The sequence below is a fragment of the uncultured Rothia sp. genome (genome assembly GCF_963507905.1).
GTDB lineage: Bacteria > Actinomycetota > Actinomycetes > Actinomycetales > Micrococcaceae > Rothia.
Window position 1 is genome coordinate 220,149 of the sequence record NZ_CAUOUU010000002.1, and the last position, 12,809, is coordinate 232,957.

A 12,809-nucleotide genomic window follows, 5' to 3' on the forward strand; every position below is an offset into this window, starting at 1 on the left:
TACGTGACTGATACTCAAGGAACCGAACCCACGCGGGGAGCTAAGGCAACCCGTGGCGCTGTGAACCGGGGAGCCGTGACCACCGTGGACCGTGCGCGGCACATCCTGCACACCCAGCTGGAGGCGGACTTCTGCCAGGCGCCCGGGTCGATTAGCCGCGCCCTCGAAGAGCTACGCGACTACCCGGACGCCGAAAGCCTGCCGCTACTCGCCACCGTGCAGCCTCCCTCCGAGAAGATGGGTGCCGCACGCCGCCGCAACGACGACATCTGGGAGTTGCGCGTCGCCAACTACGCGAGCGTCGGCATTCTCTGCGCTAAGCATCCGCGTGTGCTGGAGAAGGCGATTGACTACATGCTCGGTGACCAGTCGAACTGGCTGGGTGATTACGCGCAGCTGCGCCAGCTCAACGAACTGCTCACCCCCTACACCCAGCAGGTCAGCGGCACGAGCATCTACTACACGCCCGGCCGCGCCCTGCTGAACTCGGTCGTACCCGAAGGCGTGCAGGCGCAGGAGGTCAAGTGCGCCGTGCCCGGTGTGGGTATGATGCGCCGCGTTGACCCCGCCGAGCTGAAGGCGGCGCTGCTCGCCGAAATCACCGGCGAGCGCACCATCCGCAGGGAGGCGAACGCCTCCGTGGGGGCGCTTGAGGTCGACCCGCAGGACACGCAGGCGCGCGTAACCCGTCTGCGCGTGGAGCTGCTGGACGCTGAACAGTTTGAGCGTTTCCGCGGGGATAAACGCTACTCGAACGCGCTGGGCTTTAGCGTGACCCGCCCGGATGTGCTGGTGCTTGCCGCATACCCGGTGGATGAGCAGGCACCTGATACACCCGCATCGGGGGAGATCCCCGCACTCGCAGACCCTATCGCTATGGTTGGCCTGAGTGACGATTCGCCGATTATGCGCCAGATTGGCATTGATGTGCTGCCCGCCTGGCGTGGTGCCGGCATCGCCAGCGTGCTGGTGCGTGATGCGGCACGCCTGACCCTGGCGGAAGGGTACCTGCCGTTCTACGGTACGAGCCCGTCGCACATGCTGTCGCAGAGGGTTGCGATGAATGCCGGGTTGGTGCCGACCTGGTGGGAGTACGTGTCCACCAGCCTGAACGACCTACCCATGGACTAGATTTGCCTACAGACTAGAGCCGCCCGCACTAGGCATAACAGGCACTAGACAAACAGCATATGGCGCGAAAGCCCCCGAGATCAGAGTCTCGGGGGCTTTTTGTTGCTGAGTTTCGCGTGTTAGCCGCGCGGGGGTTTAGCGTCTAGAATCGCCGCATAAGGAACAACTTCTAGAGCCTTAGCTTCTAAAGCTCCGCGCCGTTGCTGGCAATCACCACGCGGTACCAGTGGAAGGACTTCTTGCGGTAGCGCGCCAGGGTGCCGGTGCCGTCGTCGTTGCGGTCCACGTAGATGAACCCGTAGCGCTTGGACATCTGCGCGGTGGAGGCGCTAATCATGTCGATGCAACCCCAGGTGGTGTAGCCGAGCACGTTCACGCCGTCCTCAATCGCTTCGCGTACCGCGTGCAGGTGCTGGCGCAGGTAGTCGATGCGGTAGTCATCCTCCACGGTGAGCTCACCGTTCACCTCGACCAGTTCGTCGCGTGCACCCAGGCCGTTCTCCACGATGAATAGCGGCTTCTGCCAGCGGTCCCAGTACTGGTTGAGGACCACGCGCAGGCCGGTCGGGTCAATCTGCCAGCCCCATTCGCTGGCGGGTAGGGTCGGGTTCGCCACGCCGCCGAGGATATTGCCTTCGCCGCGCTCGCCGCGTGCCGGGTCGCCGGTCGCGCAGGTGGACATGTAGTAGCTGAAGGACACGAAGTCCACGGTGTTCTTCAGGTCTTCGCGGTCCTGCTCGGTGATGTTCAGCTCCACACCCTTCTCACGCAGGGCACGCAGGAAGTAGCCGGGGTAGGCGCCGCGCACGTGCACGTCACCGAACGCGAAGTTTGCCTGTTCCGTCTGCATGGCGGCGAGTACGTCGGCGGGGTCGGGGGTGAGCGGGTAGGTGGGCATGGCAAGAATCATGCAGCCGACCTGGGCGCCGGGCGCCAGTTCGCGTGCCGCAGCGGTGGCGCGTGCGGAGGCGACCAGCTCGTGGTGCATTGCCTGGTAGAGGTCTGCGTCGCTGAGCTGATCCGCCGGGGTGTTAATACCGCCGGACATGAACGGCAGGTGCAGCATCGAGTTGATCTCGTTGAAGGTCAGCCAGTACTTCACACGCTTGCCGTAGCGGGCGAATACGGTGCGGGCGTAGCGTTCGTAGAAGCCGATGAGCTCGCGGCTGGTCCAGCCGTTGTATTGTTCGACCAGGTGCAGCGGGGTTTCGTAGTGGCTGAGGGTGATGAGCGGTTCCATGCCGTGCTTTTCGAGCTCGTCGAGCACGCGGTCGTAGAAGGCGAGGCCCGCCTCGTTCGGCTCGGATTCGTCGCCGCGGGGGAAGATACGCGACCAGGCGATGGAGAAGCGGAAGACCTTGAAACCCATCTCTGCGAGCAGGGCGATGTCTTCGCGGTAGCGGTGGTAGAAGTCGATGCCCTCCAGCTTGAGGTTGTCCTCGGTGGGTTCCGCGGTGCGCGGGTACAGGCCTCCGGCGGACAGCACATCCTGCAGGCTGGGGCCCTTGCCGTCTTCATTCCAGGCGCCCTCGAACTGGTTGGCGGCGGTGGCGCCTCCGAAGAGGAACCCGTCAGGGAATGCGCCGAGCGGCTGCGGCTCGGTCAGCGCCGGGTTGGTGCGCTGTTCAGTGCTGACGCGGGGTAGCGCGGTGGTTTGGGCGGTGATGTGCTGGTCCTGATGCACGGCATTCTCCAAGGTGTTTTGGGTCTTTCTTCTACCCTAGCGGAGGGGGTGGGGGATTGCTAGGTTTTGCGCGGTTTTCGGGCATTATGCGGGTACGCGAAAGCCCGGCATCCTCACACGAAAATTCACGAGAGAATACCGGGCTTTTATAGAGCGCCTGACGCTGAGCTAAGCCGCCGCGGGGCCTGCGCTACTAGTTAGCGAAGCCGAGTGCGAACAGCCACGCGGTACCGACCGAACCCCAGACGACGAGGTTCACGATAGCCGCCATGAAGCCGATCTTGAACCATTCGCTCACGCTGAAGTAGCCGGAACCGTAGTACACGCCTGCCGGGCCGGAGGCGTAGTGGGTGATGCCGCCAATCAGGTTGCCCATGAAGCCGAGGAACAGCGCCGCGAACATCGGCGGAACACCGGCGGTAACCGCCGCACCGAGGAACACGGCGTACAGCGCCACGACCTGCGCGGTGTTCGAAGCGAACATGTAGTGGATGAAGAAGTACGCCAGAACCAGGATCGCGAACGCCATGGGCCACGCCATGCCGCTGACGCTGTGCGCCGCCTGCTGACCAATCCAGTCGACGACCTTGAGCTTCTTCAGGTGGTCCGCCATGCCGACGAGTACGGCGAAGAAGATGAGGGTGGACCATGCGCTGGAGTTCTTCGCCATGTCCTTCCAGGTCAGGACCTTGGTGACCAGCAGAATTGCGATGCCGAAGAAGGCGGCGCTAGTCGCGTCAATACCGATAGAAGTACCGGTAACCCACAGGATGAGCAGCATCACGAAGGTGCCGAGCATGATCCATTCCTTGGAGCTCATGGGGCCCATTTCGTGCAGTTCCTGGCGGGCGTGCTCGGGTGCGTCCGGGGTCTTCTTGATGGTCGGCGGGTAAATCTTCGACATAATCCACGGCATCACAATCAGTGCCGCAAGGCCGGGAACGATAGCGGCGAGCGCCCAGGTACCCCAGTCAAGATTGATGCCGCGGTCGTGCGCGAACTTCTGCGCCAGCGGGTTACCCGCCATTGCGGTCAGGAACATTGCCGAGGTGATGGTGTTGACCTGCGCCTCGGTCATGAGCAGGTAGGAACCGAGCTTACGGCGCGATTCGGGGGTCTCGTTCGTGGAGCCGTTGACCTCGGAGAGGGAACGGATAATCGGGTAAATCACGCCACCAGCACGCGCGGTGTTGGAGGGGGTGGCGGGGGCGAGAACCAGGTCGGTGATTGCCATACCGTAGGACAGACCGAGCGAGGACTTGCCGAGCGCACGCACGAACAGCAGCGCGATGCGCTTGCCCAGGCCGGTAATGAGGAAGCCGTCGGCGATGAAGAACGCGGCAACAATAATCCAGATGGAGGAGTTACCGAAGCCGGTCAGCGCCTCGTTCTTTGCCGCCATGGTGCCGGTAATCATTGCGGCACCCAGACCGACGAGCGCCACGGACGGGGTCGGCAGCGGCTGCAGAATCAGGCCGAGGATGGTGCCGACGAAGATGGCGAGCATGTGCATGCCGCGCGGGTCGACGCCTTCGGGGGCGGGAACGAACCAGATGGCGAGGGTCGCTACGAGGATGATGGCAACGTGCAGAATCAGCTTGTTTCGCTGTTTGCGGGCTGCGCTCACCTCCTGGCTGGGGGCGGCGGCCGCTGTGTTGGTGGACTGTGACATGTCCGTACTCCTTATGTGAAACGTACAGTTTGGTCCGTGGCGGGTGGCTCCGTCACGGTGTGCGCGTTTCTTCTGCGTTGTCATGCTGTGTTGTGTACTTGTGGCAACGTGTGGGATGCCACGTAGTCCTTTAATCGTAATGGTTTGGATTCACGGAGTGAAGAAATTCGGCATAAAAAATGTGAATATGGCCGGGTGTATCGGCGGATGGGATTCTGCGGGAAATAACCGGGGGAGAACGCCGGGGGAGCGCTAAAGAACGCCGAGGAACGCGCCACCCTTGAGCTACTCCTGAGCTGTTCCTGGGTCGCCCTTGAGACGCCTCGCCACCCACACGCCAGCGTGACGGGCGCAACGTAAAATAGGAACGTGCAGATTATTCGAGAGACCGGACCCGAGTCCGGCGAGATCCTCATTCACCACGACCAGACGGTGCAGATGCTCCGCGAGGTGGCAACCGGCAAGCGTGAAGCCACCCTACGCATGTATCAGCCGAACCCGACGGTCGCGTTCGGCCGCCGTGACGAGCTGAACCCCGGCTTCGCGGAAGCCTCTGCGGCGTGCGCTGAGCACGGCTTCGAGGTGCTGGTGCGCAAGGTCGGCGGGCATGCCGCCGCCTACCATCAGGGGTGCCTGGTCGTGGACCATTTTCAGCCCGCCTCCGACGCCCGCAGCGGCAACACCCTACGCTACGAACTGTTTGGATCCATGTACGCACAGGCGTTGCGCGAGGTCGGCGTGGATGCGCGCATGGGCGAGATTCCGGGGGAGTACTGCCCCGGCGAGTATTCGGTGCACGCGCAGCTGCCCGCCTCCGTAGGTGGTGGCCGCATCAAGCTGGTCGGCACCGCCCAGCGTGTGGTGACCGGCGGTTGGTGGTTCAGCACCGGCATCGTGGTCTCCGATTCTGCGCCCCTGCGGGCGGTCACCGCGGATGTGTATCGCGCCCTCGGCATGGACCTCGACCCCGCTACGGTCGGCGCCGCACAGGATGCGAACCCCAACCTGCTCATGGAAGACCTGGAAGACGCCATCGTTGAGGTGTACGCCCAAAACGGTTTTCACTAGGCTACCCATCTGACGGAGTAGCTACCGGGCCTGCTCCTAGCGGCCTGAACCCCACCCCTAAACTCTTATCCCTCTTACTCCCACCTGAAGCGAAGGAGCATCCATGCGTTGGGCACAGATTAAAGACTCGAAGGGCAGCCGTGCGGTCTGCTTTTTCGAGGAGACCGTGTACGAGCTTCCGGCGAAGCTCAGCCCGCTACTGAATTTCTACAGCCGGTTCCGCCTGAACTTTGGCGACCCGAAGAACGCCGTGGCGATTCTGAAGGAGAACGGCGCGACCGTCATGGGTCACGGCGAGGAACTCTGGAACTCCCTGCCGTTTATTCGCCCGCTGGATAAGCCCGGCAAGATTGTGTGCGCCGGCTTGAACTACCGCGATCACGCCGCAGAAATGAACCTTGAGGTGCCCGAGTATCCGGCGTTGTTCGCGAAGTTCCCGAACGCGCTGATTGGCCCCGGCGAGCAGATTCGCATGCCCGCCGATGACGGCACCGGCAGCACGAAGGTCGACTGGGAGGTTGAGCTCTGCCTGGTCGTGGGCGCTCGTCTGCGTAACGCCACGGAAGATCAGGCGCTAGATGCTCTGATGGGTTACACGGTCCTGAATGATGTGTCGGTGCGTGACTGGCAGGGCCGCTCCTCGGAGTGGTTCCAGGGCAAGAACTGGGACGCGATGACTCCGTTCGGTCCGGTGATTGTGAGTGCCGATGAGGTTGACCCGGTTGCCGGTCTGGAGCTGGTCTGTGAGGTGGACGGCGTGGTGCGTCAGCGCGGCACGACGGCGGATATGGTGTTCACCCCGGCGCAGCTGCTGTCCTATATTTCGCGGTTTATGACCCTGGAGCCGGGCGACCTGGTGGCGACGGGTACGCCCGCCGGGGTTGGGCTGTCGCTGCATCCGCGTCAGTGGTTGAAGCCGGGTCAGACGGTGAGCACCCGCATTGAGGGTATTGGCGAGCTGGTGAATGTCTGCTCGGAGGCGGGCGCGCTGTAAGTATCCCGCGCTGTAGCTATCCTGCGCTGTAACTAACCCGCGGCGCTGTACATCTGCCGTAGTTCCCGTGGTTTCCCGTGGCTCTGTGCGCAATCGCGAATGAACCCACGTGAACCCACGGAGGCGCCTGCAGCACCTGCTATTGGGTGCACTGGAAGGCACCCATAAATGAATACTTATGCACCCCGCATGTGTTTTTGAGGCGCATGCGGGGTGTTTCTATGCCTTCTAAAGCTCCCGGTGAGCGGCTTGGGATTCCTCTAGCGCGCAGCGGAGAGTGCCTCGAGTGGGGGAGTGTGGCGCATGCATGGTTACACACTGTCAAACACACGAAAAGTTTAAACTTTGACCTAAATATTAGGGTTTTGGGTGGGTTTTGTGGGTCCGTGAGGGTGAAACATGAGGGTGTTCCTCGGGTGTTACTCCTGTTTGAAAGTTGCCGATTGAGCACACGAAACCCCCTGTTTCAGTGACTGAGACCATATCTACCCAGAGTGCAGAATTCCAAATTGTGGGCACGTGTGAGAAATTCAACAGAAGGTTTTGGCGCGTCATTCCGGGAACTTTGAGGTTGAAGGTTTAGTTTCCCGTGCGCGTTTTTCGTTTTTCTCAAGTTGCCCTCGCCTGACTAGGAATAAAGCCCAAACACTGCGGTGCAAATTTCGAAAGCCTGAATATCTATCAGTGCACGCGGGTGTAAAGAAATATGACTCTAAACCTGAACCTTTAGCAAAAAATCGGTGCCCCAAATCACAAACTCGTTTTGCGTTCACCCAAAAGACTATGTAGGGTATGGGGATTATCTGAGAGTTTCCTGAGAATTCCTGCCAGAAGATCAGGACCCACCCGGGCACACCCTCAGATGCATATTTCACTCACGTCCGTGTTTGTTCATACAAACGCACTCACTCAAACAAGCCGACACGAACGGAAGAAGAACATGACCACAACTGCATCCAAAAACCCGACACAGCGCCCGGCAAACCGCCGCCGTGCCACCATCGCTGCCTCCGCAGCACTGGCAACCGTCATCACCGGCGCGAACCTCCCCGCGACCTTCGGTGCAACCGCCCCCACCCGCAACGTAGCCGGTACCACCTGCGTCGACGCAGGGTACCGCACCGTGCCGACCCTGGCGAACCTCACCAACGTGGCGCCCGGTCCGACCTGCTACTGGAACCCCGACCAGAAGGCACAGAGCATCGCGACCCTCGCACCGGTTAACTCCTCCCTCACTAAGGCGCAGCTGACCACCACCGAGAACACCTCGCCCCTGAGCGGCAAGCTCGCCCGCGATTCATTCGCCGCCAAGAAGCTCACCGGTACCGAAGCCGTCGCAGCCAACAGTAGCGAAATCAGCCGCACCTTCCTCGAATACTCCGCCGATGCGGGCAACCACCCCATCACCACCGCCATTAACGCGGGCACCGTGAAGAAGGACCGCGCCCAGACCGTTGGCGGCCACGAGAACATCCCGACCCTCGCCGTGAACTCCGCGAATCCGCACCAGGAGTACGTCGAGGTCGTCTCCCGCGACAACCGCGTTAACGCTAACGCGGAGAACAAGCGCATCCTCACCGGCGGCATCCCGATTCCGAAGTGGCTTGCCGAGGACCACGGCCTCTCCGGCGACCAGTCCGTCGCCCTCTATGACGAGGCGACCGGCATCTGGCGCTCCTACTTCAAGTTCGTCAAGGATGCAGACGCACAGACCTACACCAGCACCGCCCGCGTGCAGGTTGGCGGTGGCAACGTATCCACCCCCAAGAGCGCAAAGATTCAGTACGACAACGTCGGCCGCGGCAACGCAGGTCAGACCGTCACCATCAACGCACCCGTGAGCATCGACGCGAAGTCCGGCAATGCCCGCACCTCCTACCCGATTGCTCGCGGCGCGAAGTTCCGCCTGGCAAAGAACGTACCCGGCGCGTCCATCGACGCGAACACCGGCGTTATCACCTACAAGATTCCCGCAGGCACCCGCGGTACCGTGGACATCCCCGTTGCGGTTGACTACCCGGCAACCTACCACGTGTCCTCTGGCGGCTACATGCTCGCTAAGCCGAACTTCGGCGGCGTGGGCGAAGACAACTACTGGCTGACCCTCAAGAACGGCACCTCCTCCGTGGTGGGCCTGGCGAATGAGCTCACCCAGATTGGTGTAGATGAGCTCAAGGCCGGCAAGATCAACCATATGGTCTCCATTACTGCCGCTGACTATTCCTCGCTGACGTCCTCCTTCCCGGCGAAGGGCACCGACGGCAAGATTGACGTGAGCAAGTACCCGAACGCACCCCGTGCGGGTCAGCGCGGCTTCCTGCCCGCAAATTTTGACGTGGAAGAGCACCTGCGCAACACCGGTCACGCCGACGACCAGCTCTCCCGCATGATTCTGACCGCCATGAAGGAGTACGGCTTCATCATCGCGGATCGTAATCTCTTCACCAACGCATTCAACCTGGAGGCGGCAAGCTCCTACGCGCCCTACGCCCGCCAGGGTAAGAACGTGTACAAGGAAGACCCGAAGCTTGCGGCAATGTTCGCGAACTTTGTGCCCAGCGGTTTTACCGGCAACCAGTTCCCCTGGCAGCAGGTGCAGTGGATGCCCGTGAACTACACCGAGTCTGCTGAAAACAGTGCGGGCCGCAACACCGCCAGCGCAGACACCAGCGTGAAGTTCAAGTACCCCTCGGATTCCTATGGCAAGACCGGCACCGGCTCCGGCGTGATTTATCAGCCCGCCGAGCACCACGCCACCGTCTACTCCGGTGAGACCGCAGTCGCGCAGAGCGCGCACCAGTCGCACAAGGTGTCCCCGAACTACCGTTACGCCCGTGACTACAACTTCCAGGAAATCGAGCAGACCCCGAACTTCCGCCCCAGCCGCTGGGTCAACAAGGAGAAGGTCAACACTGCTGGCGGCCAGTTCTCCAGCGCGGAGACCGGCATCCGTTTTGCCTCCAACGGCAAGACCGGCACCTACTCGATCGATCTGAACACCCACGAGGTCACCGGCACCACCTGGGACCTGCGCCGCGACAACGGTACGAACATCACCGTGAACCGCACCGGCAAGGCACCCGCACGCATGTCCGATGTGAAGGCGAAGAAGGGATCCGCCGCGCAGCTGTACTCGATTCCGCTGAAGGTGCACGTGGTGGATAAGAACAGCCCCATCGCACGTGAGGACTCCGTCTCCCTGTACTCGGGCACCACCCAGAACGTGGCGGTCCTGAACAATGACGAGGCGTCCTTCGGCGCGTTCAGCCGCGGCGAGACCGTGAAGAAGCTGGAGCTGCTCAACGAGCGCGGTCAGGTCGTCAGCTCCTACAGCGACGAATACGGTACCTACCGCGTGGTGACCCTGCCGAATGGCACCCAGGGTATTGCGGTTTCTGCTAAGAATAAGCAGGGCTTCGCACCGCTGGTCCGCTACCGCGCAGTGACCGACAGGGGCGTAAAGTCCGCTGAAGGTTACCTGCAGGTGGCAGTCGCTAACCGATAGCGGCCGCGCATGTAGTATTAGCGCACTTCAAGAGCGCACATAGGGGAGAGGGGCACGCTCAAGAAAGCACGCCGCACAGGCATCACTTTCTTGACGTGCCCCCTTTCCTATACATAAGGTGAAAATACTATGACTCAGAGCCAGCACACAGACCAGACCGAAACCACCCACGCTAACTACGCTACCGAACAGGTAGCAAAGCACGTAGCCGAGCACTCTGCAGAGCATGCCTCAGCGCACGCCCACGAGGCGCCCACCAACGCACCCCGCATCGAAGGCAACAGCCCCAAAGACTGGGAGGAACAGTTCGGCGGATCCGTCGCGATTTTCTCGGCGCTCGCTAACCCGTTGCGCCTGGCGCTTGCGCACCACCTGATGCACCGCCCGCACAGTGTGAGCGAACTGCACACCTGCCTGGGTATTTCGCAGCCGCTCGCATCGCACCACCTGCGCATCCTGCGTGAGGCGCACGTGATTGATCGTGAGCAGCAGGGCCGCACCACCATTTACCGTCTGAAGGACGACCATATTAGCCACATTGTGCTTGACGTGTATGAGCATACGCGTGAGCATCATGCGGACTAGTCTGCCCTCAAGCTGAGCGTTGGCTGGGAGCCGTTGTAAGATGGTGTGTGTCCGTGCACCAGTACAGTGCGGAATAGTATGCGCACCCGCGGCGCCCCAGTGGCACGCGCGCGCCTGAGTTAAGGAGACTTATGTCTGCCGCTGATTCTTCAGCAATTGTTATTAGCGTTTCTGGTGAGGAGCGCGAGGTCACCGCGAAGACTGCCGCTGAGCTGTTCGCTGACGACCCGAAGATCGTTGTGGCACGCGTGAACGGCGTGCTCGTTGATCTCTCCCACGAGCTGTCTGCTGGCGACTCCGTTGAGCCGGTTTTCATTCACGAACCGGACGGCCTGAACGTTCTGCGCCACTCCGCTGCGCACGTGATGGCGCAGGCGGTGCAGGAGTACCGTAAGGACGCCAAGCTGGGCATTGGCCCGTACATTACTGACGGCTTCTACTTTGACTTTGATGTGGCTGAGCCGTTCACTCCGGAAGATCTGAAGAAGATCGAGAAGTCGATGATTAAGATCATCAAGTCCGGTCAGCTGTTCCGCCGCCGCGTGGTCACCCACGACCAGGCTGTCGCCGAGATGGCGAATGAGCCGTACAAGCTGGAGCTGCTCTCCCTGAGCCAGGGCCCCGGTTCTGGTGCGGATGCTGCCGAGGGCGCATCCGTGGAGGTCGGCGAGGGTGAAATCACCATCTACGACAATGTGAACCCGAAGACCGGCGAGACCGTCTGGAAGGACCTCTGCCGCGGCCCGCACCTGCCGAACACCAAGCTGATTGCTAACGGTTACGCCCTGATGCGTGCCGGTGGCGCGTACTGGCGCGGTTCTGAGAAGAACCCCATGCTGCAGCGTATTTACGGTACCGCGTGGCCGACTAAGGACGAGCTGATTGCGTACAAGGAGCGCATCGCTGAGGCGGAGCGCCGTGACCACCGCCGCCTGGGCCGTGAACTGGACCTGTTCTCCTTCCCGAAGAACATTGGCCCCGGCCTGCCGGTGATTCACCCTAAGGGTGGCGTGATTAAGCGCGAGATGGAAGACTACGTGCGTACCCGCCACATTCAGGAGGGATTCCAGTACGTCAGCACCCCGCACATTTCGAAGGAAGACCTGTTCTACACTTCCGGTCACCTTCCGTACTATGCGGACGGCATGTTCCCCTCCATGGAGCTGGATAACGGTAACTACCGTCTGAAGGCTATGAACTGCCCGATGCACAACGAGATTTACCGTTCTCGTGGCCGTTCGTACCGTGAGCTGCCGCTGCGTTTCTTCGAGTTCGGCACCGTGTACCGTGACGAGAAGTCCGGCGTGCTGCAGGGTCTGACCCGTGTGCGCATGATTAGCCAGGACGACTCCCACTCGTATGTGACGAAGGAGCAGGCACCGGACGAGGTGCGTCACCTGCTGAAGTTCATGCTGAGCCTGCTTGAGGACTTCGGCATGACTGACTTCTACCTTGAGCTGTCCACCCGCGACACCGAGGGCGATAAGAAGGACAAGTTCATCGGTACTGATGAGCAGTGGGAAGAGGCTACTGCGGTTCTGGAGCAGGTTGCGAAGGAGACCGGCCTGGAGCTCGTCCCGGATCCCGGTGGTGCTGCGTTCTACGGCCCGAAGATTTCGGTTCAGGCGAAGGACGCGATTGGCCGTACCTGGCAGATGTCGACCGTTCAGTACGATTTCAACCAGCCGAGCCGTTTCGGTCTGGAGTACCAGGCTGCGGACGGTACCGTGCAGGAGCCGGTCATGATTCACTCGGCGAAGTTCGGCTCGATTGAGCGCTTCTTGGGTGTGCTGACTGAGCACTATGCGGGCGCGTTCCCGGCGTGGCTGTCGCCGGTCCAGGTCATTGGTGTGCCGGTGGCTGAGGCGTTCAACGACTACATGACCGAGATCGCGGATAAGCTGCGTGCGCACGGCGTGCGTGTTGAGGTGGATTACGGTTCGGATCGCTTCACGAAGAAGATTCGTACTGCGTCTACTGAGAAGGTTCCGTTCATTCTGATTGCTGGCGGTGAGGATGCGGAGCACGGCGCTGTTTCGTTCCGTTTCCGCGGCAACAAGCAGGAGAATGGTGTGCCCGTGGATGAGGCTGTGGCACGTATTGTGGAGCACATCCGCAACCGCGTGAACGAAGACCCCAAGCCCAGCACGGAGGCTGCTGAGTAATAAGG

8 protein-coding genes are annotated in these 12,809 nt (G+C 61.4%); 6 read left to right on the forward strand and 2 right to left on the reverse strand.

Translation table 11 applies throughout. The features are described from left to right. Nucleotides 1–3 precede the first annotated feature (3 nt). Nucleotides 4–1,131, forward strand: a complete 1,128-nt coding sequence (locus RQ593_RS02325) for a histone acetyltransferase (protein WP_311449705.1) — start codon at nucleotides 4–6, stop codon at nucleotides 1,129–1,131. 184 nt (nucleotides 1,132–1,315) lie between these two features. Here RQ593_RS02325 and RQ593_RS02330 read toward each other — a convergent pair whose 3' ends face one another. After that, entirely contained in the window at nucleotides 1,316–2,815 is a 1,500-nt protein-coding gene (locus tag RQ593_RS02330; protein ID WP_311449706.1) for a glycoside hydrolase family 1 protein, read from the reverse strand. Between the two features lie 193 nt (nucleotides 2,816–3,008). Next, nucleotides 3,009–4,487: an anion permease gene (locus RQ593_RS02335; protein ID WP_311449707.1), complete on the reverse strand. Its 1,479-nt coding sequence runs from the start codon at nucleotides 4,485–4,487 to the stop codon at nucleotides 3,009–3,011. Nucleotides 4,488–4,856: 369 nt separating this feature from the next. Here RQ593_RS02335 and RQ593_RS02340 point away from each other — a divergent pair, with 369 nt between their 5' ends. The 5 genes from RQ593_RS02340 (at nucleotide 4,857) to thrS (ending at nucleotide 12,804) form a co-directional block, all read left to right on the forward strand. After that, a complete protein-coding gene (locus tag RQ593_RS02340; RefSeq protein ID WP_311449708.1) occupies nucleotides 4,857–5,555 on the forward strand; it encodes a lipoyl protein ligase domain-containing protein in 699 nt (232 codons plus the stop codon). A 103-nt stretch (nucleotides 5,556–5,658) separates the two neighbouring features. Beyond that, the gene (locus RQ593_RS02345; RefSeq protein ID WP_311449709.1) at nucleotides 5,659–6,549 is read left to right on the forward strand and encodes a fumarylacetoacetate hydrolase family protein; all 891 of its coding nucleotides are present in this window, start codon (nucleotides 5,659–5,661) and stop codon (nucleotides 6,547–6,549) included. Nucleotides 6,550–7,489: 940 nt separating this feature from the next. After that, nucleotides 7,490–10,054, forward strand: a complete 2,565-nt coding sequence (locus RQ593_RS02350) for a Rib/alpha-like domain-containing protein (RefSeq protein WP_311449710.1) — start codon at nucleotides 7,490–7,492, stop codon at nucleotides 10,052–10,054. A 129-nt stretch (nucleotides 10,055–10,183) separates the two neighbouring features. Continuing rightward, entirely contained in the window at nucleotides 10,184–10,639 is a 456-nt protein-coding gene (locus tag RQ593_RS02355) for a metalloregulator ArsR/SmtB family transcription factor (protein ID WP_311449711.1), read from the forward strand. A gap of 131 nt (nucleotides 10,640–10,770) precedes the next feature. Further along, a complete protein-coding gene (gene thrS, locus RQ593_RS02360) occupies nucleotides 10,771–12,804 on the forward strand; it encodes a threonine--tRNA ligase (protein ID WP_311449712.1) in 2,034 nt (677 codons plus the stop codon). Nucleotides 12,805–12,809: the final 5 nt, after the last annotated feature.